The organism is Variovorax sp. Soil_C_19, from assembly GCF_057657255.1.
Genome location: NZ_JBDGIV010000019.1, coordinates 1 through 20,437 on the forward strand (window position 1 = coordinate 1; position 20,437 = coordinate 20,437).

Consider the following 20,437-nt stretch of genomic DNA (forward strand, 5'->3'; position numbering starts at 1 on the left):
GAGACGCTCAGCACGCGCGCAAGCGCAGCGCCGGGGAGCATCGGGATCAGCCTTCGCGGTTTTCCTTGATGTTCCAGGCGGTGCCCCAGGCGAACGACTTGATATCCGTCCACTCCTTGTGGTTCGTGTCCTTGGATTCGCCGTTCGCGCCCTCCACGCGCATGAACATGTCTACTGTCATGGTTGTTATCTCCAGAGGTTGGTGGCCCGCTACGCGTTGGGCGAAATCAGCCGTTCCGGCCGGACGCGAGCGCTGAAATCCATCGACATGCCAGAGGCTCGCCAGCGTCCGAAGTCATCAATTCGAAAGCATTAATGCAGTGCAAATTAATAACAAATGATTCGATCAATGTCGTGATTGGGAATGCATTACTTTAGTAAAGAATGATTTCCAACGTGCAGCTTTGTTGCGACTGTTTGATCTTTTCTTTGGATTGGTGATTTATTTCCATAAGAAATTGGTATTCGCCTGAAGCTTACCCACGGGCGCAAGCGGCGCGTGCGATGAATTCGCGCATCAACGAGACGGCGACTTCTTCATGGGTCTCTAGGAGCAGGTGGCCGGCGTCCAGAACATGCGCTTCCATCCGTGGCAGCGCACGCATCCAGGAAAGGACTTCGGCCAGATCGAAATAGACATCGTGCCTTCCCCAGACCAGCAGGGCGGGCGGCTGCCAGTGTTCGAGGTACCTGGCAATCTCGTCGAAGCGGGCGGCATGGTTCGCATAGTCGGCGATGAGCGCGCGCTGGGTTTCCATGTGGCCCGGCAGGTTCATCACGCGCCAATCCTCTTCCCAGTGTTCGGCAGGAATCCGTCCGGCTATGTCCGCAGGCACGCCGGAGATGTAGGTGTCGCGCGTGCCCGCAAGGGTGAGATGCGCCGTCGCCGCGGCCTCGTTCTCTGCATTCGGCTGCGACCAGTAGGCCTGCGTCGCGGCCCATCCCGGTCCCCAGCCGGTTCGATGCGCGTTGGCGTTCTGGACGATGAGGCCCAACACTTTCTCGGGCGCCTGCATCGCGATCTGCAGGCCCACGGGCGCTCCCCAGTCGTGCAGGTAGATGAACCGCGGCCCGATCTCCAACGATTCCAGCAGTTCGGAGATCGCGTGGCCAATGGCCTCGAACGACACCGCCGGCAGCGGATCGGACGCGCCGTGGCCGGGCAGGTCCGGCGCGATCACGAATGCAGCCTGCGACAGCGCGGGCATGATCGGTCGGAACAGGCGGGCCGAGTTCGGCGTCCCGTGCAGCAGCAGCAGCGCGGGGCTGGAAGGCTCGCCGGCGGTCGTGAAAGACAGCGCGGTGCCGCCGGACAGACGAAGTCGTTGGGTTCTCATGCCGTTGTCCACCATGCGCGAGCAGGACTCGCTCGCTCATTCAGGGATCCTGGCTTGCGTCGATGCGGGCGGTGTCAGCCGCTCGCTCCCGCGCGTTGCCGGAGATGGCTGACACTGGACGCACGTCAGGACGCGCCGATGCTTCGCGCCTCGCCTTCGATCACCAGGCGATCGATGCGCTCGTCGGGCAGGTTGACCAGCAATTCCACGTGGCGGCGGATCGCATGCATCGCGAGCGAAAAAGCCCCGAGGCCCTCGCCGGCGTCCTTGGCACACGGATCGGGGTGCGACCAATGCGCCGATGCGGGATGGCCCGGCCAGACCGGGCAGGTCTCTCCCGCAGCTTCGTCGCACAGCGTGACGATGAGGTCCATGCGCGGCGCGGAGGCGCCGCCGAACTCGTCCCAACTCTTGCTGCGCAGCCCGTCGGTGGGAAGCCCCGCGCCACCCAGCACCTCGATCGTGCGCGGGTCGGGTTGCCCGCCCGGCGTCGGCGCGCTGCCGGCGGAGTAAGCCGCAAAGCGCTCGCGGCCCAGTTGCTTGAGCAGCGACTCGGCGATCAGGCTGCGCGCGGTGTTGCTGTTGCACAGAAAGAGGACGTGGATCGGGTGGCTGGTGGTCATGGCGAAATGATGATCGCGCGGTGGCGGCCAGTGTTGTGACGACCCGAAACATTGGCGCGCGGCAGTGTGACGTGTGTATGACGGCGCGTTGCGCTACAACCTCGGCTCCCGCAGTGCCGTCCAGGCGAAGGAGTTCTCGATGAGTTTGAATTTCCAATTCGGTCCCACGGCACTCGCCCTCTGCGTCGGTTCGCTGTTCGCCGCAGCTTCGGCGAGCGCCGACGAGCTCGCCAGCCAGCCGGCCAACGAGGCGTACAGCCTCAGCACGGAAAGCATCAGGCTGCATCTGGCCAACACCTTGGCAGAGGACTCGGTGATCAAACCCCTGCCGCGCAACAGCGAGCGGTACAGCTTCGACGGTAAGGTCCGCACCTATGTCGTGCCGGTGAGCCCGGCCATCGACAACCCGATGAACGGCTATTCGCGCTTCGACAGCAGTTCGTTCCGCCGCGATACGGTGACCGCGGAGTTTTCGAATCTCGGCTGGCTCCAGGCGGCGTACAAGCGCCTCGCCGCGGACTGAGGAGTATGAGACCGCATCTTCAATCCATGAATGACGCCGGTTCCTCAGGCGATCCTGTGGGAAAGGCTTCCTTCAGAAATTCGAGAAAAGTCGAGACGCGGTTGCTCAGCAGCCTGCGCGACGGATACAGCGCCCACAGCGCGATCTCCGGCCCCTCGATCTCGCCCCAGCGCACCAGCCGCCCTGCGGCGAGGTCCTGAGTCACGAGCGACACGGGCAGGTACGCGGCGCCGACGCCGCCCCGGACCGCCTCGCGCACCAGGACGAGCTGGATGGCTTACGACATGCGCCTCATGAGCGAACACTTCATGACGGAAGGCATGACCCCGGGTGCGGGCGACGTGGAGCGCCTGACGGAGCTGCTGGCGCGACCACTGCGCTCGTACCGGAATTTTGTTTCGGAGATTTCGACACCGGTCTGACCGGCTCAATCCGCCTTGAACCCCGTCGCAGCAACCGCCTTGCCCCAGCGCACTGTGTCGGCTGCGATCACGCGGCTGAACTCCTGCGACGTGGTACCCGTGACGGCGAAGCCCGCATCTTCCAGCTTCGCCTTGCCTTCGGCCGACTGGACGGCGCGGCGGATGTCGGTCTCGAGCCGCGCGACGATCTCGGGCGGTGTTTTGGCCGGGACGACGATGCCGAACCAGGAGTTGAAGGCGAGCTGCGGGTAGCCCTGCTCGCGGAAGGTCGGAACGTCGGGCAGCGCGGGGCTGCGCGCTTCGCCGCTCGAGGCGAGCGCCACCAGCTTGCCTCCCTTCACGTTGGCCGCCGACAGGCCCACGCTCGCGAAGGCGCCCGACACGTCGCCGCTGAACAGGCCGCCCAGCGCATCGCCCGTGGTCTTGTAGTGCACCGGCTCCGGCTTGAGGCCGATGGCATCGCCGAAGAGGAAGGCGCCGAAATGGCCCGGCGTGCCGGCGCCGAAGGTGCCCATGAACAGCCCCTTCTGTGCGCGGCTCCATTCGACGAACTGCTTCACGTCGCGCGCCGGCACCTTGGCGGGGTTGACCACCAGCATGAAGTTGGAGGTGACCACCTGGCTCACGGGCACGAAGTCCTTCTTCGGGTCGTAGGCGAGCTTGCTGTAGCTGCTGGGTGCAATGGCCAGCTGGCCGGTCTCGCCGAGCATGAGGGTGTAGCCGTCGGGCTGCGCGCGCGCCACTTCGGAGGCGGCGATCAGCCCGCCGGCGCCCGGCTTGTTGTCGACGATGACGCCGACGTTGCTCCAGCCTTCGGACAGTTTCTGGGCCAGCAGGCGCGCCACGATGTCCGGACCGCTGCCGGCCGGAAACCCCACGACGAGGCGCACGGGCCGCTGCGGATAGGCCGAGGCAGCCGCCTGGGCGAAGGCCTGCGGTGCCCCGAAGAGGGTGGTGAGGACGGCGATGGCGAGCGCGCGGCGGCGCACGCCCGCGGGGAGGGCGGTGATCATTCAGGTCTCCTGTCGGTATCGGTATGGGAATCGGGTCAAAGGCCGGCGTGGCCGGTCACTGCAGCGCGAAGAAGCGCATCACGACCTGTGCCGGGTGGCGCATGCCGACGCCGACGAACAGGCGCTCGGTGATCCACTGCAGCGACTGGCTGCGCGTCTCGAACGAGGGCGTGCAGCGGAAGTAGACCTGCGCGGGATCGACCGGCTCGCCGCGCAGCAGCTTCGCCATCACCTCGGCAGGGGCCGTGCGCAAGGCGCGGTTGCGCACGTAGATGCGGTCGCCGGCATCGGTCTCGAGGCCGTAGCGCGCGTCGAGCTCCGAGACGGTGTCGCTCGCGATGCGCTGGAAATCGGCACCCCCCGGCAACACGCGCGCGGTCCAGCCGTCGCCCTTGGCATGGCCACCCAATATCGGCACCACCCGGCGCAGCCCCTCGGCGCCTTCGCCGAGCACCAGCGGCGCGCCGACGTCGACCGAGACATCGGCAAACCAGGCCAGGCGCGGTGCGGCCAGCGGATCGTTCGGCGGTTGGGGTTGTTCGATGGTGGAAGTCATGCCCTAGCGTAAGCCCGGTGGCGAGCCGGCGCTGTCATCCTGGAAGATGACGGGATTGCCCGTATTGCCCGTATTGCCCGTCTTGCCCCCATGCGCACCTGGATTCCCGATCTGCCCGCCGAGCCTGTCGCCGCGTCACTGGTGCAGTGCCTGCCCATGGTGGTGCCTGCGCTCGGCGAGCCCGGGTTCGGCGCCTGCCTTCTCGAGGCCATGGCGCCGGCGCTGCCGGTGGGCTCGTTCTCGGTCTACCGCACGGGGTCGCGGCCGGCCATCTTCCTGAGCGGCAGCCGGGGCGTGCCCGACACCACCCGCGACTGCTGGCGCGCCTACCTTTCGGGACCCATCCGCAGCGACCGCACCTTGCGCGAGGCGAGCGTGCCGCAGCCGCTGCGCGTGTGCCACATCACGGCACCCGAGGTGCCGCCGGAGCATCGCGCGAAGATCTACGAGGCGCACGGCGTGGTGGAGCGCGTGTCGGTGGTCGAAGAGGATCCCGCGGCATACGACGAGGGCGACGACGCCGGCGCGCTGTTCGCGGTCAATTTCTATCGGCACACCCATCAGCGCCCGCTCAGCGATGCGCAACTCGCCGACTTCGGCGCCGCCGGGCGCCTCTTGATGGCGCTCACGCGCAAGCACATCGCGCTGGCACGCGCCGACACGGCGCACGAACTCCGCGCACGGCTGCATGCCCGCTGCCCGGCCTTGACACCACAGGAACTCAACGTCTGCCTGCGGCTGCTGCGCGGCATGACGCAGGAGGGCATTGCATCGGACATGGGCCTCGCGCTGCCGACGGTCAAGACCTATCGCAACCGGGCTTTTAGCCGGCTCGGGATTCACTTTCGCAACGAGCTGTTTGCGCTGATGTTGCCGGAGCGTGGGGTGCAGCAAGGCAGGGCTTGACGACATGGTGTAGCTTCGCCGCTATCCCATCCACCGCCGGACGCGCCCGATGCCCACGCCCACGAACATCGACAACCCCGTCTCGCCCCAGGCCGCATGGGGCCCGCTGGCGCTGGCGCGCCTGCTCCACGCGGTGGTCGCGCTCGCGGCAGCCGGGGGCGTGGGGCTCGAGCTCGCCACCGCGATCATTCACGGGCCGGGCCTCGCGCCGACGCAGCTCGAAAGGCTGGTGCGGCTGTTCAGCTTTTTCACGATCGATTCGAACCTGCTGATCGGTGGCGTCTGCGCGCTGCTGGTCTTCAGGCCTGCGCATGACGGCCGCGTGTTCCGCGTGCTGCGGCTCACGGCGGTGCTCTGCATCGCGGTGACGGGCGTGGTGTTCCACACGGTGCTCACGGGGCTGCGCGACCTGACGCCGTCGGGCGAGCTGGCCAACTTCCTGCTGCACACCGTCACCCCGCTCGGCGCGGTGCTGGGCTGGCTTTTCGTGGGCCCGCGCCCGCGCACCGACCGCGGCACCATCGGCCGCGCGATGCTGCTGCCGCTGGCATGGATCGGCTACACCTTCGTGCGCGGCGCGTTCGTCGACTGGTATCCGTACCCGTTCATGGACGTGGCGAAGATCGGCCTGGCGCGCGCGCTGCTCAACTCGGCGGCGGTGGCCTTGGTGTTCCTGGCCATGGCCTTCGGCCTGCGCTGGCTCGAGAAGCAGCTGCCGCCCGCGCCGGCTTCCTGAGCCCCAGGGTTTTCGGCTTCGTCGCAGAATCGCGGCATGACGAAGACCACACTGCAGCAACTCCTCGGCACCGAGCTTCCTCTCATCCAGGCGCCGATGGCCGGCATCCAGGGCAGCGCGATGGCGATCGCGGTCAGCAACGCGGGCGGGCTCGGCTCGCTGCCTTGCGCGATGCTCGGCAACGACGCGCTCCGCAGCGAACTGGCGGCCATCCGCGCAGGCACCGGCAAGCCTTACAACGTCAATTTCTTTGCCCATGTGACGCCCGCGCCCGACGCGGCGCGCGAAGCCATGTGGCGTGAGGCACTGGCGCCTTACTACCGCGAGTTCGGCATCGATGCCGCTTCCATTCCGACCGGTCCGGGGCGCAACCCCTTCAGCGCCGAAGTGGCCGAGCTGCTCGCCGAATTCCGCCCGCCGGTGGTGAGCTTCCATTTCGGGCTGCCGCACGAAGCGCTGCTGGCGCAGGTGCGCGGCTGGGGCTCGAAGATCCTTGCATCGGCCACCACCGTCGACGAGGCGCTGTCGCTCGAGGCGCAGGGCGTCGACGCGGTCATTGCGCAGGGGCTCGAAGCGGGGGGCCATCGCGGCCACTTCCTCTCGCACGACCTGACCAAGCAGCTCGGCACTTTCGCGCTGCTGCCGCAGGTGGTGCGCGCGGTCCGGCTGCCGGTTATCGCCGCGGGCGGCATCGCCGATGCCGATGGCGTGAGGGCCGCCATGGCGCTGGGTGCAGCGGGCGTGCAGGTGGGCACGGCCTACATGCTCGCGCCCGAGGCCACCACCAGCGCGCTGCACCGCGCGGCGCTCCAGAGCGAGGGAGCGCGCCACACGGCGTTGACCAATCTCTTCACCGGCCGGCCGGCGCGCGGCATCGTGAACCGCGTGATGCGCGATCTCGGACCGATCGGCGCGGCGGCGCCCGAGTTTCCGCTCGCCACCTCGGCCATCGCGCCGCTGCGGGCCAAGGCGGAGGCGCAGGGCAGCGGTGATTTCTCGCCGCTCTGGTCGGGGCAGAACGCCATGGGCTGCCGCGACCTGCCGGCCGCCGAGATCACGCGTGCGCTGGCACACGGCCTGGCCTGAAGACACATCGCGCCGGGCTGAACTTCGACGCGGTGAACGGGTCACACCGCGTTACGAGCGGGAGGAGGCGCTACGGCGTCGATTTGGTGCACCATCGGTGCTCGTCTCCCATTGCTCTTTGCAAAAGGAAACCGCCGACATGCCCGAACGAGATCCCTCCGACCTCCGCGACAACCATTCCGACGCCCCCGAGTTCAGGCCGCGGCGCGAAACACCCACCGGCCTCATCGTCGTCATCCTGCTGCTGGCCCTGGTGGCGGCGTTCTTCGGCTGGCGCTGGTACCAGCAGCAGCAACAGCAGCCCGAGGCGCTCGCGCCTTCGCCGCCCATGGCCGCCACGCCGAACGACGGCCTGGTGCTGCCGCCGCTCTCGCCGCTGCCCGAGCTGCTCGAACCGCAGAACCCGCTCGAAGGGCTTGCACCGCCCGACGCGGGGCTGCCGCCGGTGGCTGATTCGGATTCGCGCGTGAGCAAGGCGCTGGCCGACCTGCTCGGCAGCCGCAACGCGGCCGAGTTCCTGCTGCCCGACGGCGTGGTGCGCCGCTTCGTGGCCACGGTCGACAACCTCCCGCGCGAGCAGGCGCCCGCCAGCCGGTGGCCGGTCCACCCCACCGGGCAGCGCTTCATCACCGCGGGGCAGGGCAACGCCGAGGTGATCGACGCGAAGAACAGCGCGCGCTATGCCGCTTTGGTGCAACTGACGCAGTCGGTCGATTCGGCGAAGGCGGCCAAGGTGTATGCGCGGCTCTACCCGCTGTTTCAGCAGGCGTACGAAGAGCTCGGCTATCCGGGGCGCTATTTCAACGACCGCCTGATCGCGGTGATCGACCACCTGCTGCAGGCGCCCGAGCCCGCGGGCCCGGTGAGCGTGCGGCTCGTCGAGGTCAAGGGCAGCGTGCCGTCGCAGCGGCCGTGGGTGCGCTACGAATACGTCGACCCTGCGCTCGAATCGCTCTCGGCGGGCCAGAAGATCATGGTGCGCGTGGGCCTGGAGAACGAGCGCAAGCTCAAGGCGAGCCTGCGCAGCTTCCGCCAGCAGGTCGCGACGGGTGCGGTGGCGAAGAAGGCCGGCCAGCCCTGACGCGCGCCGTGTAGGCGCGGGCCGATTGCGCGCGGCGGCGATGGCGCAGATGATCGGCCTTCACGAAATCCAAGCCGTTTCGAGGACCACCGTATGAGCCTGATGAGCGTCGACCTCTACCAGAGTGCTACCGATCCCGCGAAATTCCTGGCGCTTCCCGCCGGCACGGACCCGACGGAACTCATGGGTCCGATGACCTTCGATGCCGACTACGGCGAGGTCCGGCGCTACCGGGAGGGCTTCGAATTCGACCCCTCCCAGGACTACGCCGGCGTCAACGCCGCCAAGATCGCCGCCGACCTGCTGACCGTCAAGTGGGCCATGTACCGCCGCGAAGGTTGAACCGGCGGCTGAGGCCGCCAAGCGCTCAGGCGGCGGCTTCGGCTTCCTGGTAATCGCCCACGGGCAGGCAGCTGCAGAACAGGTTGCGGTCGCCATAGACGTTGTCGACGCGGCCCACGGGCGGCCAGTACTTGGCGTCCTTCAGCGCGGCCAGCGGATAGGCGCCGAGTTCGCGCGCATACGGATGCGTCCATTCGCTCGCAACCAGGCTGGCGGCGGTGTGCGGCGCATGCTTGAGCGGGTTGTCGTCCTTTGGCCAGACGCCTTCCTCGATGCGGCGGATCTCGCCGCGGATCGCGATCATCGCGTCGATGAAGCGATCGAGTTCGGCCAGCGGTTCGCTCTCGGTCGGCTCGACCATCAAGGTGCCCGGCACCGGGAAGCTCAGCGTGGGCGCGTGGAAGCCGTAGTCGATCAGGCGCTTGGCCACGTCTTCGGCGGTGACGCCGCTGGTCTCCTTGAGCGGGCGCAGGTCGAGGATGCACTCGTGCGCGACATGCCCGTTGGGGCTGGCGTAGAGCGTGGGGTAGTGCTCCTTGAGCCGCGCGCTGATGTAGTTGGCGCTCAGGATCGCGGTCTCGGTGGCGGCCTGCAGGCCCTTGGCGCCCATCATTCGGCAGTACATCCAGCTGATCGGCAGCACTGCGGCATTGCCCAAGGGCGCAGCGGAAACGGCGCCTACGCCATTGCCCGCGGCGCCGGCCGTCGCATGCCCCGGCAGGTACGGCACCAAGTCCTCGACCACGCACACCGGCCCCACGCCCGGACCGCCGCCGCCGTGCGGGATGCAGAAGGTCTTGTGCAGGTTGAGGTGGCTCACGTCGCCGCCGAATTCGCCGGGCGCGGCCACGCCGACCAGCGCGTTCATGTTGGCGCCGTCGACGTACACGCGGCCGCCGTGTTCGTGCACCAGTTCGCAGAGTTCCTTCACGCGGGTCTCGAACACGCCGTGCGTGCTGGGATACGTGATCATCACCGCGGCCAGGTTGGCGCTGTGCTTCTCGCAGGCGCGCCTCAGGTCGTCCATGTCGACGTTGCCCTGCGCGTCGCAGGCCGTCACCACCACCTGCAGGCCCACCATCTGTGCGCTCGCGGGGTTGGTGCCATGCGCCGACGACGGAATCAGGCAGATGTTGCGGTGTCCCTGGCCGTTGGCTTCCTGGAACGCTCGGATCGCGAGCAGGCCCGCGTATTCGCCCTGCGAGCCCGCATTGGGCTGCAGGCTGATGCCCGCGTAGCCGGTGGCTTCGCAGAGCCAGGCGCGCAGCTGGGCGTCGAGCTGGGCGTAGCCCGCGAGCTGCTCGGCGGGCGCGAACGGATGGATGTTCGCGAACTCGGGCCAGGTGATGGGGATCATCTCGCTGGTCGCATTGAGCTTCATGGTGCAGCTGCCGAGCGGGATCATGCTGCGGTCGAGCGCCAGATCCTTGTCGGACAGGCTGCGGATGTAGCGCAGCATCGCCGTCTCGCTCTTGTGCGTGTTGAACACCGGGTGCGCGAGAAAGGCGCTGGTGCGGCGCAGGTCGTCGGGCAGTCGCGGCGCGGTGCCGGCGAGTTCGTCGAAGCGCGGCATCGGCGTGCCGGCGGGCACGAACAGCGCCCAGAGCGTCTCGATGTCGGCGCGCGTGGTGGTCTCGTCGAGCGAGATGCCCAGGTGCTGCTGCAGACGCTGGCGCAGGTTGATGCCGCCGGCCTCGGCGCGCTCGACGATCTTCTGCGTGTCGTCGCCGGTGTGGATCGTCAGCGAATCGAACGCGGTGGCATTGACCACTTCGCGGCCCATCTGCGCGAAGCCTTGCGCGAGGATCGCGGTGAGCGCGGCCACGCGCTGCGCGATGCGCGTAAGGCCGTCGGGTCCGTGGTAGACGGCGTACATGCTCGCCACCACGGCCGGCAGCACCTGCGCGGTGCAGATGTTGGACGTGGCCTTCTCGCGCCGGATGTGCTGCTCGCGCGTTTGCAGCGCGAGGCGGTAGGCCGGACGCCCGTGCGCATCGACGCTCACGCCGACCAGCCGGCCGGGCAGCGAGCGCTTGAATTCGTCACGGCAGGCCAGGTAGGCCGCGTGCGGGCCGCCGTTGCACATCGGCATGCCGAAGCGCTGCGTGGTGCCGCAGACGATGTCGGCGTCCCATTCGCCGGGCGGCGCGAGGAGCGTGAGCGCGAGCAGGTCGGCGGCCACGCAGAAGGCGGCGTCGCACTGGTGGGCATGGCCCGCGAGCGGGCGCAGGTCGTGCACATGGCCGGTGGTGGCCGGGTACTGCGCGAGCACGCCGAAGAAGTCGCAGCTCGCCATCAGGTGCGGCAGCGTCTCGGACGCCGTGCTCACCTTCACTTCGATGCCCAGCGGCGCGGCACGCGTGCGGATGACCTCGATCGTCTGCGGATGGCAGTCGCCCGAGACCAGGAACACGTTGCTCTTGCTCTTGACGCTGCGCCGGGCGAGCGTCATGGCCTCGGCCGCGGCCGTGGCCTCGTCGAGCATGGAGGCGTTGGCGATGGCCATGCCCGTCAGGTCGCACACCATCGTTTGGAAATTGAGCAGGGCCTCCATGCGCCCTTGCGAGATCTCGGCCTGGTAGGGCGTGTAGGCGGTGTACCAGGCGGGGTTCTCGAGCACGTTGCGCAGGATCACGCCGGGCGTGTGGGTGCCGTAGTAGCCCTGGCCGATGAAGCTCTTGCACACCTTGTTCTTCGCCGCGATGGCCTTCATCTCGGCCAGCGCGTCCGCTTCGCTGGCGGGCGCCGGCAGCCGCATCGGGCGGGCGCGGCGAATCGCCGCGGGCACGATGCCGTCGATGAGCTCCGCACGCGTGGCCGAGCCGATCACCGGCAGCATGCGCGCTTCGTCGGCCGCATCGATGCCGATGTGGCGGGCGAGGAATTCCTCGGCATTCTCGAGTTCTTGCAGGGAGGGGAGGGAAGGGGTGGGCATGGCGGTGTCGGGGGGAAAAGGCAAGGGCGGGGCTGCCGGACGCGTCGCGTGCGGCCAGCCCGTCTTCAGCGGTGCATCAGGACTCGGCTGCGAACTGGTCGTAGGAGGCGGCGTCGAGCAGCGCGTCGAGCTGCGCAGGTTCGCTGAGCTTGACCTTGAAGAACCAGCCCGCGGCCAGCGGGTCGCTGTTGGCGAGCGAAGGATCGGCGCGCAGCGCCTCGTTCACTTCGGTGATCTCGCCCGACACGGGCATGAACACGTCGGCCGCGGCCTTCACCGATTCGACGACACCGGCCACTTCGCCCTGCGCGAAGGTCTTGCCCACGTCGGGCAGGTCGACGAACACCACGTCGCCGAGCGCATCCTGCGCATGCACGGTGATGCCGACGGTGGCCGCGTCGCCTTCGGCCGAGACCCATTCGTGGTCCTTGGTGTACTTGATGGTCATGTGAAAAAACTCCTCGTGGAAAAAATGAAATGCCGAGCTCAGCCGCGGTAGTAGCGCGTGGGCACGAAAGGCATGGCCGAGACTTCCATCGGAACGGGCTTGCCCCGCACGATGGCCTGCACGCGCGTGCCGGGCTCGGCGAAGGCCATGGCCACGTAGCCCATCGCGACCGGGCGGTCGGCCGTGGGGCCGAGCAGGCCGCTCGTCACGAGGCCTATGTCCTGGCCCTCGAACGATTGCAGCACCGTGCCGTCGCGCACCGGTATGCGCTCGAGCGCCACCAGGCCAACGCGCTTGCGCGTGAGCGTGTCGTGGTCGGTGCGGCCGGCCGCGCCCGACGTGGCCGATGCCAACTGCGCCAGCACCCGGGCCGCGCCCGGGAAGCCGCCTTCGCGCGCGCCGCCCGCGCGGCGCACCTTCTGGATCGCCCAGTTGAGCGAGGCCTCGACCGGCGTGGTGGTGGTGTCGATATCGTTGCCGTAAAGGCACAGGCCGGCCTCGAGCCGCAGCGAATTGCGCGCGCCCAGGCCGATCGGCTTGACCTCGGCCTGGGTGAGCAGCAGGCGGGCCAGGGCGTCGGCGTCACGGCCGGCGACCGAGATCTCGAAGCCGTCTTCGCCGGTGTAGCCGCTGCGCGTGACGAAGGCTGGAATGCCGCCGATCTGCACTGCGCCGCCGGTCATGAACACGAAGCGCTCGGCGCCGGGCGAGAGCCTTGCGAGCACCGCGGCGGCCTGCGGCCCCTGCAGCGCGAGCAGCGCGTGGTCGGGCAGGGGCTGCACCTCGCAGCGTGCGCCGATCTTCTGCTGGATGTGCGCGATGTCGGCCATCTTGCAGGCGCCGTTGACGATCACGAAGAGCGAGCCGTGCCCCTCGTTGAAGAACATCAGGTCGTCGAGGATGCCGCCTTCGTCGTTCAGCAGCAGGCCGTAGCGCTGCTTGCCCGGGGCCAGGTCGATCACGTCGACCGGCATCAGCGTCTCGAAGGCGGCGGCGGCGTCGGGCCCGACCAGGCGCAACTGGCCCATGTGCGAGATATCGAACAGCCCGGCCTGCTCGCGCGTATGGCGGTGCTCGGCCATCAGGCCGGCGGGGTACTGCACCGGCATCGAATAGCCGGCGAACGGCACCATGCGGGCGCCGAGCTCGACGTGCAGGTCGTGCAGCGGGGTCTTGAGCAATGGTTGTTGTTGGTCAGCGGAAGCAGCCACGGGGCACTCTCCAAAGGGGCAGTCGAATTCCATGGCGCAAGCCATGGGCCACCCCTGCTGTCCGCTTTACCTGAGAGATTCGCCCCACGATCGGGGTTTGCTCCTTCGGTGGGCCGTCGCCGCAAACGCGCGCTGCAACGGCCTCTCTCCAGCAAGGAAGCGACGGCGTTCGCTGTCGCTGTGTCAGTCCTTTTGCCTGAGCGTTCGGGGGTTCCCTGCGCCTTCGGCGGCCTCGCGTGGCGAAGCTCTCTCCTGACCCGGCGAGTGTAGTGGATCGCGCTGCGGGCCGGCCGCGCGGGACGGCGGCAGTTCCGCACGCAGATGGTCGAGAAAGGCGCTGACGCCCTGTGGCAGCGTGCGTCCGGCGAGGGTCTGGACCTCGACGGCGCGGCCGTTCATGCCGCGCTCGCGGATCGGTGCGGCATGCAGCTCGCCGCGCCGCGCACGGTCGCGCACCGTCACCTCGCCCGAAATCGACAGGCCGCCGCCGTGCAGCACGAAGTTGGTGAGCGACTCGAAATGGTTGCTGACCAGCACCGGGTCGAACACCAGCCGCCGCTGGCTGCAGCCGATGTCGAACAACTGGCGCACCGTGTTGTCGCGCTCTGGCAGGGCGATCGGATGCGGATGCATCTGCGCCAGCGTGACGGTGGAAAAGCGCGCGAGCGGATGGTCGGGCCGCATGATCGCGTGGACGGGCGCCGCCTGCATGTGCTGCACCTGGATGTCGCGCTCGGCAGCCCGGCTGTAGGTGAGGCCGATGTCCACGTCGCCATTGCGCACCGCCGCGGTTACCTGGGCCGGCGCCACCACGCGGAGGTGGAACAGGATGCCAGGGTGGCGGGCACGGAATTCGGCCATCGCGCCGGGCAGGAACTCGATGGCGAAGCCGGACGAACTGGCCAGGCGCACCAGGCCCCGGCGCAGACCCTGCAGCGCCTGGATGTCGGACACCACGCGGTCGGCCTCCATCGCGCCGCGGCGCGCATGCGCGGCCAGCAGTTCGCCGGCGGCGCTGGGCGCCATGCCGCGCGCGTGCCGCTCGAACAGCGGCACGCCGAGCAGTTCTTCCAATGCCGCCACCTGCCGGCTTACGGCCGAGGGCGACACGCTGAGCCGCGAGGCGGCCTCGCTCACGGAGCCGCTGCGAACCACCTCGAGAAAGTAGCGCAGCGCCGTGTCCTGCAGTCGGTCGGACAGCATCGAAAACCTTCCTAGGTTTGCGTAAAACGCAACGATTCTTGCAACAAACGGCGATTGTCGTATGGCTGGCGGGCGCTTATTCTGACTTCGTCCCGTCATTTTTCCGCAGGAGAGGCATGCACAAACCCCGATCGGCCACGCCGGCGCCGGTGGCTTCGGCCATCGTGGAACTCAGCGCCACAGCGCTTTCGCATGCCATCCATTCGCGCGAGGTCTCGTGCGTCGAAGTGCTCGATGCCTACCTGGCGCAGATCGACCGGCTCAATCCGGTGGTCAATGCCATCGTGGCGCACGCCGACCGCGATGCGCTGCACGCCCAGGCCCGCGAGCGCGACGACCAACTGGGGCAGGGCCGCAGCCTGGGGCCGATGCATGGCTTCCCGCAGGCGCCGAAGGACATCATGCCCGTGGCCGGCATGGTCACCACGCGCGGCTCGCCGATCTTCCGTGGCCAGGTCACGCCGGCCGACGCGGTGGTGTTCGAACGCATGCGTGCCGGCGGCGCGCTGTTCGTCGGCCGCACCAACACGCCCGAGTTCGGGCTCGGCGGCCACACCTACAACCCGGTGTACGGCGCCACGCGCAACGCCTTCGACCCGGCCCGCTCGGCAGGCGGCAGCAGCGGCGGCGCCGGCGTGGCGGTGGCGCTGCGCATGCTGCCGGTGGCCGACGGCTCCGACATGATGGGATCGCTGCGCACGCCGGCGGCCTTCAACAACGTGTATGGCCTGCGCACCTCGATCGGCTGCGTGCCGCACGGTCCCACCGAAGAGGTCTTCTTCCAGCAATTCAGCGTCGCCGGTCCGATGGCGCGCAACATCCCCGACCTGGCCATGCTGCTGGCCGTGCAGGCCGGTTTCGACGCCCGGCTGCCGCTCACGCACCGACAGGCGAAGGGCAGCGACTTCCTGCAACCGCTGGCGCGCGACTTCCGCGGCACGCGCATCGGCTGGCTCGGCGACCTGGGCGGCCATCTGCCCACCGAGCCCGGCGTGCTCGACACCTGCGCCGCGGCGCTGCGGCATTTCGAGGCGGCCGGCTGCAGCGTCGAGGCGGTGCTGCCGGCCTTCGACCTCGAGCAGTTGTGGCGCGCCTGGATCGACCTGCGCAGCTTTGCGGTGGCGGGCGCCAATGCCGCGCTCTACCATGACCCGGCACGGCGCGCGCTGCTCAAGCCCGAGGCGGTGTGGGAGATCGAGCGCGGCCTGCAGCTGAGCGGCATGCAGGTGTATGACGCCGCGCGCACGCGCTCGGCCTGGTACCAGGCACTGCGCGGGCTGTTCGCGCAGTTCGACTTCCTCGTGATGCCATCGGCGCAGGTGTTCCCCTTCGACCTGGTGCTCGACTGGCCGCACGAGGTGGGCGGCCGCGCGATGGACACCTACCACCGCTGGATGCAGGCAGTGGTTCCCGCCACCATGGCCGGCCTGCCGGCACTGGCGGCGCCCGCCGGCTTCGGTGCCGGCGGCCTGCCTGCCGGCCTGCAGATCATCGGCCCGGTGCAGGCCGACGCGGCCGTGCTGCAGATCGGCCATGCCTACGACGAGGCCAGCGGTCACGCACGGGTGCGAAGCCCCTTGCTCGGCTGACCGCCGTCTCGCCTCTTCCGTTTTTCTTGCCTGCCAACTGGAGCTTTGCACCGCCATGTCTCTCCGTCGTTCCCGTTTCCTCTCCCTTGCGTTCGTCGCTGCCGCGGCATGCGCGGTGCCCGCGATGGCGCTGGCCCAGCAGGGCTTTCCCGATCGTCCGATCAAGCTGGTGGTGCCCTATTCGCCGGGCGGCGCGACCGACATCCTCGGCCGGCTGATGGCCAACGCGATGGGCGAGAAGCTCGGGCAGCCGATCGTGGTCGAAAACCGCCCCGGTGCGTCTACGGTCGTCGCGGCCTCGCTGGTGGCCAAGGCGCCCGCCGACGGCTACACGCTGCTGCTGGGCGCCAGCACCACGCTCACGCTGAACCCGGCGATCCGCCCGAACCTTCCGTATGACCCGCTCGCGAGCTTCACGCCGCTCGGGTTGGTGGCCGACATGGGGCTGCTGCTGGTGGCCGGCAACGACACGCCGGGCAGTTCGCTCAAGGACATCGTGGCCCAGGCCAAGGCTGCGCCCGACAAGTTCTCGTACGGTAGCTTCGGCACCGGCTCGTCGGTGCATTTCGGCGGCGAGATGCTCAAGTCGGCGACCGGCATCCAGATGGTCCATGTGCCGTACAACGGCAGTTCACCGAGCCTCACGGCGCTGATGGGCGGACAGGTGCAGGTGGCGGTGGACACGGTGGTCGCGTCGGCGCCGCTCGTCAAGGCCGGGCGCATCCGGCCGATCGCCGCGCTCGGCGCGAAACGCCTGGCGCTGCTGCCCGACGTGCCGACGATGGCAGAGAGCGGCTATCCCGGGTTCGACATGAGCACCTGGTTCGCGCTGCTGGCGCCTGCGGGACTGCCCGCGCCCGTGCAGGCGAAGCTCGAGGCAGCGCTGGCCGCGAGCATGCGCGAGCCCGGCTTCCAGAAGAAGCTCGTCGAGATGGGGCTCACGCCGGCATGGGGCCCGGCCAGTGCGGTGCGCGAGCGCGTCGAGCGCGAGCTCCCGAAGATGCGGGCCGTGGCCGCGCAGGCCAACATCCAGGTCGACTGAGCAGGGTCTCCGACGCCCGCCGACGACCGGTTCAATGAACGGCCTGTGCTGCCGACGGCAGCAATTTTTCAATGCGCTCGCGCAGCGACTCGGCCCGCTCCGCGCCCGCGGTCTTCTCGACCTCGGCCAGCATCAATGCCGCGATCTCCAGCATCGCCTCGCGGTCGCGCGCCTCGCGCAGCGCGTCGCGCATCTGCAGCGCGAACGCCGGATCGCGCCGCACGAACATGCGCTCGCAGATGTCGAACAGGAACATCCGCGTGGTGGCGAGGGAGCGCTTGCCGTCGAAGGTGTCGGCGGCGTTGCCGGGCGCAGCGGCGGGCGGTGCGATGAGGGCGGCAGGCGCGGGAAACTGCAGGTAGCCGCGGTGCGCGAGCGCCTGCAGCGCCTGCTCGGCGTCGCCGCGGCTCGCGAACAGCGGGGCGAAGTCGCTCAGCGAGCGACGGCCGTCGGCCATCAGCAGCAGCGCGCGTTCGCGCTGCGTCAGGGTGCGCTGGCCGCCCCGGAGTTCGTCGCGTGCCTTGTCGGTCTTGATGGGGAACATGGCGCAACAGCCCTGGAATTCGAGGGCTGAAGCATCGCGGCGCGCGGTGACATCTTGATGAAGCTTTTGCCTTACATGGCGAAGGCTTCGGCGGCGCCCGGACTCAGCCCGCGGTTTCGCGGCGGATGAGCCAGCGGTCGTCCACGCGCTGGAACTCGAGCGTCTTGCGGCTCGTGTCGTTCAGCGCATCGGCGCGGTAGGTCTGCTTGAAGTGCGCGGTGGCGGTGGTGCCATGGATGCTGATGACGAGGTCGTCGACACCCACCTCGATGCGCGACTTGCCCTCGATGCGCTTGCGCCGGTCGGCTTCCCAGCCGCGGCGGTCGAGCTTGCCGCTCGGCACCGCCTCCGGCGCATAGACGGCGAAGTAGCGGTCCAGGTCCTTGGCGGCCCAGGCGGCGGCCCAGGCGCGCACCGCGGCATCGACTTCGGCGATGGCGGTGCCGGCCGTCGTGGGGGGAGATTCCGCCGCTGCAGAAGCAGCCCTGGCAGTCGGTGCCGGTGCGGCCGACGCCGCCGAGGCCTCGGGCCGAAACGCCACGTACCCCGTAAATCGCCAGCGCTTGCCCTCATCGAGCGAAAAGCTGAGCTTCTCGGAACCCGCCTTGCCATCGGCCAGCAGCGTGACGAACTCTACGTTGGCATAGGTGCCGGCGGGCAGGTCCTGCAGGCTGCCGTCGGCGCTGGTGGTGCGGCGCGTCACGCTCTGCCAGTCGCGCTGCTTCACGGCGCCGAGCGTCTGGCGCGCCTTGCGCGTGGTGTCGACGAAGGCGGCGCGCGGCACGCGCGACTTGAGCACGCGTGATGCGTTGTCCCACAGCGGCCCGAAGCGGTCTTCATCCAGCTGGCGCAGGGTGGCGTGCGCCCCTTGCAGCAGTTCGTCGGCCGACCGGCCCGCAGGGAGCTTGTCGGCCGCCGCGGCGCCAAGGGCGGCGGCTGCAAGAACCCAGCCGGCGAGAAGCTGCGTCGAGATGCGATGCATGGTGTCGTTCCCCCCTGTTTTCTTGTACGTGTGCGCGCAGGTCAGCGTGCGTACATCAGGTCGCGCACCGACAGCGAGATCCAGGGCACGTAGGTGATCACCATCAGGCACACCATGATCACCAGCACGAAGGGAATCAGGTGCTTCACTATTCGGTCGAGCGAGATGCGCGCCACGGTGCAGGCCGCGAACAGGTTCACGCCAAAGGGCGGCGTGATCATGCCGAGTGCGAGGTTCACCACCATGATGAGCCCGAAGTGCACCGGGTCGACCCCGAAGTGCATCGCCACCGGCGCAAGGATCGGTGCGAGCACGATGATCGCCGCGCTGGTCTCGATGAACATGCCGATGAGGAACAGCGCCGCATTCACGCCCAGCAGGAACATCGTCGGCGACTTGAGCACTTCCTCGAGCCAATGGCCGATCGCATCGGGCACGCCCGCACGCGTGATCAGGAACGCGAACAGGCCCGCGTTGGCGATGATGAACATGATCACCGCCGACGAGAGCACTGACTTGCGCAGGATGCCGAACAGGTCGCTCGGCTTGATCTCGCGGTAGATCACCACGCCCACGACGAGCGCATAGAACACGGCGACCGCCGAGGCTTCGGTGGGCGTGAAGATGCCGCCGTAGATGCCGCCCAGGATGATGACCGGCATCAAGAGCGCCCAGCCGGCCTGCAGCAGCGCGCGGCCGAAGGGCATGCGGCCCTCGCCGTCGCTCTTGCCCCAGCCCTTCCACTTGCAGAAGGCCCAGACGAACAGCATCAGCGCGCCGCTGATGAGCAGGCCGGGACCAACGCCTGCGATGAACAGCTCGCCGATCGACACTTCGGCGCTCACGCCGTAGAGGATCAGCGGAATCGACGGCGGGATGATCACGCCCAGCTCGGCGCTCGTGGCCTGCAGCGCCGCCGCATACGACGTGGGGTAGCCGTGCTTGATGAGCGCGGGGATCAGGATGGCGCCGATCGCGAAGGTGGTGGCCACCGACGAGCCCGACACCGCCGCGAAGATCATGCAGGTCAGCACGCAGGTCATCGGCAGGCCGCCCTGCACGCCGCCGACGATGCTCTTGGCGAACTCGACCAGCCGGCGCGAGATGCCGCCCGTTTCCATCAGGTTGCCCGCGAGGATGAAGAACGGGATGGCCGCGAGCGGAAACTTGTTGATCGAGTTGAAGATCTCCTTGGCGGAGATCAGCATGTGGGCGTTCGTCACCTGGATGCCGACGATCGACGCCAGGCCGATCGAGACGGCGACGGAAACCGACAGTGCGAAGCACAGCACCATCGTGGCAAGCATTGCGGAAGTCATTGCGCCGTCTCCAGTTCGAGCCGCTTCGGGTCGAGGTAGTTGCCGACGATGCCGAAGAGCGAGAACACCGCCCCCACGGGCAACGCCATGTAGGCCCAGATCATCGACAGGCTCTCGAGCCCGGCCATGCTCTGCACGCGGCCGCGGATCGCGTAGTCCCAGCCCCACCACAGGATGATGAGCATGAGCGCGAGCGCGGCCACGCTCACCGCCGCATCGAGCAGGCGGCGCATGCGCGGCGAGCTCCAGCGGTACAGCACGTCGACGCTCACCATCGCGCCCTGGCGAAACGCCATCGGAATGCCGAGGAACACCATCCAGATCAGGCTCACGCGGATCATGATCTCGCTCCATTCGGCGGGCTGCTCGAGCACGAAGCGGGTGACGATCTGGAACACGCCGAGCGAGGATGCCACCACGAGCATCACGCAGGCCAGGGCCATGGACACCATGGTGGTCCATCGCTCCACGCCGAGGAACATGGTTTTCATTTGAAAAAACTCTGACGGTAAAACAAAAACAGGAACGCCCGCCTGGCG

Annotated in this window: 20 protein-coding genes, 3 pseudogenes and 2 riboswitches; of the genes and pseudogenes, 9 read left to right on the top strand and 14 right to left on the bottom strand. The window is 68.5% G+C overall.

Going from position 1 to position 20,437, the window contains the following annotated elements; genetic code table 11:
* Positions 1–76: 76 nt before the first annotated feature.
* The 3 genes and pseudogenes from AC3A6R_RS24475 to AC3A6R_RS24485 form a co-directional block, all read right to left on the bottom strand.
* A pseudogene (locus AC3A6R_RS24475) lies at positions 77–181 on the bottom strand (type VI secretion system tube protein Hcp); the annotation flags it as partial.
* A 295-nt stretch (positions 182–476) separates the two neighbouring features.
* A complete protein-coding gene (locus AC3A6R_RS24480) occupies positions 477–1,337 on the bottom strand; it encodes an alpha/beta fold hydrolase (protein WP_487861654.1) in 861 nt (286 codons plus the stop codon).
* A 125-nt stretch (positions 1,338–1,462) separates the two neighbouring features.
* Complete coding sequence (locus AC3A6R_RS24485) at positions 1,463–1,960, bottom strand: arsenate reductase ArsC (protein ID WP_487861653.1); 498 nt, start codon at positions 1,958–1,960, stop codon at positions 1,463–1,465.
* 88 nt (positions 1,961–2,048) lie between these two features.
* Here AC3A6R_RS24485 and AC3A6R_RS24490 point away from each other — a divergent pair, with 88 nt between their 5' ends.
* Complete coding sequence (locus AC3A6R_RS24490) at positions 2,049–2,483, top strand: hypothetical protein (protein WP_487865885.1); 435 nt, start codon at positions 2,049–2,051, stop codon at positions 2,481–2,483.
* A gap of 19 nt (positions 2,484–2,502) precedes the next feature.
* Here AC3A6R_RS24490 and AC3A6R_RS24495 read toward each other — a convergent pair.
* Positions 2,503–2,751: pseudogene (locus tag AC3A6R_RS24495) on the bottom strand (LysR substrate-binding domain-containing protein); the annotation flags it as partial.
* 4 nt (positions 2,752–2,755) lie between these two features.
* On the opposite strand from AC3A6R_RS24495, the gene AC3A6R_RS24500 reads away from it, so the two are divergent.
* Positions 2,756–2,905 (top strand): hypothetical protein, encoded by a 150-nt coding sequence (locus AC3A6R_RS24500; protein ID WP_487861651.1) that lies wholly within the window; start codon positions 2,756–2,758, stop codon positions 2,903–2,905.
* A 5-nt stretch (positions 2,906–2,910) separates the two neighbouring features.
* Here the strand turns inward: AC3A6R_RS24500 and AC3A6R_RS24505 are convergent, their stop codons facing one another.
* Entirely contained in the window at positions 2,911–3,918 is a 1,008-nt protein-coding gene (locus AC3A6R_RS24505; protein ID WP_487861650.1) for a Bug family tripartite tricarboxylate transporter substrate binding protein, read from the bottom strand.
* A gap of 55 nt (positions 3,919–3,973) precedes the next feature.
* Positions 3,974–4,474, bottom strand: a complete 501-nt coding sequence (locus AC3A6R_RS24510; protein ID WP_487861649.1) for a DUF3237 domain-containing protein — start codon at positions 4,472–4,474, stop codon at positions 3,974–3,976.
* Between the two features lie 90 nt (positions 4,475–4,564).
* Between AC3A6R_RS24510 and AC3A6R_RS24515 the strand changes: the two genes are divergently transcribed.
* The 5 genes from AC3A6R_RS24515 (at position 4,565) to AC3A6R_RS24535 (ending at position 8,625) form a co-directional block, all read left to right on the top strand.
* Positions 4,565–5,380 (top strand): helix-turn-helix domain-containing protein, encoded by an 816-nt coding sequence (locus tag AC3A6R_RS24515; protein ID WP_487861648.1) that lies wholly within the window; start codon positions 4,565–4,567, stop codon positions 5,378–5,380.
* A gap of 49 nt (positions 5,381–5,429) precedes the next feature.
* Positions 5,430–6,116: a Pr6Pr family membrane protein gene (locus tag AC3A6R_RS24520; RefSeq protein ID WP_487861647.1), complete on the top strand. Its 687-nt coding sequence runs from the start codon at positions 5,430–5,432 to the stop codon at positions 6,114–6,116.
* Between the two features lie 36 nt (positions 6,117–6,152).
* Positions 6,153–7,202 (top strand): NAD(P)H-dependent flavin oxidoreductase, encoded by a 1,050-nt coding sequence (locus tag AC3A6R_RS24525; protein WP_487861646.1) that lies wholly within the window; start codon positions 6,153–6,155, stop codon positions 7,200–7,202.
* A 139-nt stretch (positions 7,203–7,341) separates the two neighbouring features.
* Positions 7,342–8,283: a DUF3014 domain-containing protein gene (locus tag AC3A6R_RS24530; protein WP_487861645.1), complete on the top strand. Its 942-nt coding sequence runs from the start codon at positions 7,342–7,344 to the stop codon at positions 8,281–8,283.
* Positions 8,284–8,376: 93 nt separating this feature from the next.
* A complete protein-coding gene (locus AC3A6R_RS24535) occupies positions 8,377–8,625 on the top strand; it encodes a hypothetical protein (RefSeq protein ID WP_487861644.1) in 249 nt (82 codons plus the stop codon).
* A 25-nt stretch (positions 8,626–8,650) separates the two neighbouring features.
* Here AC3A6R_RS24535 and gcvP read toward each other — a convergent pair whose 3' ends face one another.
* From gcvP to AC3A6R_RS24555, 4 genes and pseudogenes are all read right to left on the bottom strand, one after another.
* The gene (gene gcvP / locus AC3A6R_RS24540; protein WP_487861643.1) at positions 8,651–11,560 is read right to left on the bottom strand and encodes an aminomethyl-transferring glycine dehydrogenase; all 2,910 of its coding nucleotides are present in this window, start codon (positions 11,558–11,560) and stop codon (positions 8,651–8,653) included.
* A gap of 76 nt (positions 11,561–11,636) precedes the next feature.
* Positions 11,637–12,008 carry a glycine cleavage system protein GcvH gene (gene gcvH / locus AC3A6R_RS24545; RefSeq protein WP_487861642.1) on the bottom strand — a complete coding sequence of 124 codons (372 nt, stop codon included), beginning with the start codon at positions 12,006–12,008 and terminating at the stop codon, positions 11,637–11,639.
* Between the two features lie 38 nt (positions 12,009–12,046).
* On the bottom strand, positions 12,047–13,219 hold the full coding sequence (gene gcvT / locus AC3A6R_RS24550; protein WP_487861641.1) for a glycine cleavage system aminomethyltransferase GcvT: 1,173 nt from the start codon (positions 13,217–13,219) through the stop codon (positions 12,047–12,049).
* A 47-nt stretch (positions 13,220–13,266) separates the two neighbouring features.
* A riboswitch (glycine riboswitch) is annotated at positions 13,267–13,381 on the bottom strand.
* Positions 13,382–13,393: 12 nt separating this feature from the next.
* A riboswitch (glycine riboswitch) is annotated at positions 13,394–13,484 on the bottom strand.
* A 35-nt stretch (positions 13,485–13,519) separates the two neighbouring features.
* A pseudogene (locus AC3A6R_RS24555) lies at positions 13,520–14,422 on the bottom strand (LysR family transcriptional regulator); the annotation flags it as partial.
* Positions 14,423–14,538: 116 nt separating this feature from the next.
* Here AC3A6R_RS24555 and AC3A6R_RS24560 point away from each other — a divergent pair.
* Positions 14,539–16,011, top strand: a complete 1,473-nt coding sequence (locus AC3A6R_RS24560; RefSeq protein ID WP_487861640.1) for an amidase — start codon at positions 14,539–14,541, stop codon at positions 16,009–16,011.
* Positions 16,012–16,066: 55 nt separating this feature from the next.
* Positions 16,067–17,053: a Bug family tripartite tricarboxylate transporter substrate binding protein gene (locus AC3A6R_RS24565; protein ID WP_487861639.1), complete on the top strand. Its 987-nt coding sequence runs from the start codon at positions 16,067–16,069 to the stop codon at positions 17,051–17,053.
* Positions 17,054–17,084: 31 nt separating this feature from the next.
* Here the strand turns inward: AC3A6R_RS24565 and AC3A6R_RS24570 are convergent, their stop codons facing one another.
* The 4 genes from AC3A6R_RS24570 to AC3A6R_RS24585 form a co-directional block, all read right to left on the bottom strand.
* Positions 17,085–17,597 (bottom strand): hypothetical protein, encoded by a 513-nt coding sequence (locus tag AC3A6R_RS24570; protein ID WP_487861638.1) that lies wholly within the window; start codon positions 17,595–17,597, stop codon positions 17,085–17,087.
* Positions 17,598–17,700: 103 nt separating this feature from the next.
* Entirely contained in the window at positions 17,701–18,579 is an 879-nt protein-coding gene (locus AC3A6R_RS24575; protein ID WP_487861637.1) for a DUF4019 domain-containing protein, read from the bottom strand.
* A gap of 41 nt (positions 18,580–18,620) precedes the next feature.
* A complete protein-coding gene (locus tag AC3A6R_RS24580; RefSeq protein WP_487861636.1) occupies positions 18,621–19,898 on the bottom strand; it encodes a TRAP transporter large permease in 1,278 nt (425 codons plus the stop codon).
* Positions 19,895–20,389 carry a TRAP transporter small permease gene (locus AC3A6R_RS24585; protein WP_487861635.1) on the bottom strand — a complete coding sequence of 165 codons (495 nt, stop codon included), beginning with the start codon at positions 20,387–20,389 and terminating at the stop codon, positions 19,895–19,897. The genes AC3A6R_RS24580 and AC3A6R_RS24585 overlap by 4 nt, the downstream gene beginning before the upstream one ends.
* Between the last annotated feature and the right edge of the window lie 48 nt (positions 20,390–20,437).

Coding starts and splice junctions, on each gene's coding strand:
- gcvH (WP_487861642.1), bottom strand. CDS start 12,008: ATGACCATCAAGTACACCAAGGACCACGAATGGGTCTCGGCCGAAGGC.
- gcvP (WP_487861643.1), bottom strand. CDS start 11,560: ATGCCCACCCCTTCCCTCCCCTCCCTGCAAGAACTCGAGAATGCCGAG.
- AC3A6R_RS24505 (WP_487861650.1), bottom strand. CDS start 3,918: ATGATCACCGCCCTCCCCGCGGGCGTGCGCCGCCGCGCGCTCGCCATC.
- AC3A6R_RS24510 (WP_487861649.1), bottom strand. CDS start 4,474: ATGACTTCCACCATCGAACAACCCCAACCGCCGAACGATCCGCTGGCC.
- AC3A6R_RS24520 (WP_487861647.1), top strand. CDS start 5,430: ATGCCCACGCCCACGAACATCGACAACCCCGTCTCGCCCCAGGCCGCA.
- AC3A6R_RS24480 (WP_487861654.1), bottom strand. CDS start 1,337: ATGAGAACCCAACGACTTCGTCTGTCCGGCGGCACCGCGCTGTCTTTC.
- AC3A6R_RS24485 (WP_487861653.1), bottom strand. CDS start 1,960: ATGACCACCAGCCACCCGATCCACGTCCTCTTTCTGTGCAACAGCAAC.
- AC3A6R_RS24570 (WP_487861638.1), bottom strand. CDS start 17,597: ATGTTCCCCATCAAGACCGACAAGGCACGCGACGAACTCCGGGGCGGC.
- AC3A6R_RS24575 (WP_487861637.1), bottom strand. CDS start 18,579: ATGCATCGCATCTCGACGCAGCTTCTCGCCGGCTGGGTTCTTGCAGCC.
- AC3A6R_RS24530 (WP_487861645.1), top strand. CDS start 7,342: ATGCCCGAACGAGATCCCTCCGACCTCCGCGACAACCATTCCGACGCC.
- AC3A6R_RS24580 (WP_487861636.1), bottom strand. CDS start 19,898: ATGACTTCCGCAATGCTTGCCACGATGGTGCTGTGCTTCGCACTGTCG.
- AC3A6R_RS24500 (WP_487861651.1), top strand. CDS start 2,756: ATGGCTTACGACATGCGCCTCATGAGCGAACACTTCATGACGGAAGGC.
- AC3A6R_RS24525 (WP_487861646.1), top strand. CDS start 6,153: ATGACGAAGACCACACTGCAGCAACTCCTCGGCACCGAGCTTCCTCTC.
- AC3A6R_RS24515 (WP_487861648.1), top strand. CDS start 4,565: ATGCGCACCTGGATTCCCGATCTGCCCGCCGAGCCTGTCGCCGCGTCA.
- AC3A6R_RS24535 (WP_487861644.1), top strand. CDS start 8,377: ATGAGCCTGATGAGCGTCGACCTCTACCAGAGTGCTACCGATCCCGCG.
- AC3A6R_RS24560 (WP_487861640.1), top strand. CDS start 14,539: ATGCACAAACCCCGATCGGCCACGCCGGCGCCGGTGGCTTCGGCCATC.
- AC3A6R_RS24585 (WP_487861635.1), bottom strand. CDS start 20,389: ATGAAAACCATGTTCCTCGGCGTGGAGCGATGGACCACCATGGTGTCC.
- AC3A6R_RS24565 (WP_487861639.1), top strand. CDS start 16,067: ATGTCTCTCCGTCGTTCCCGTTTCCTCTCCCTTGCGTTCGTCGCTGCC.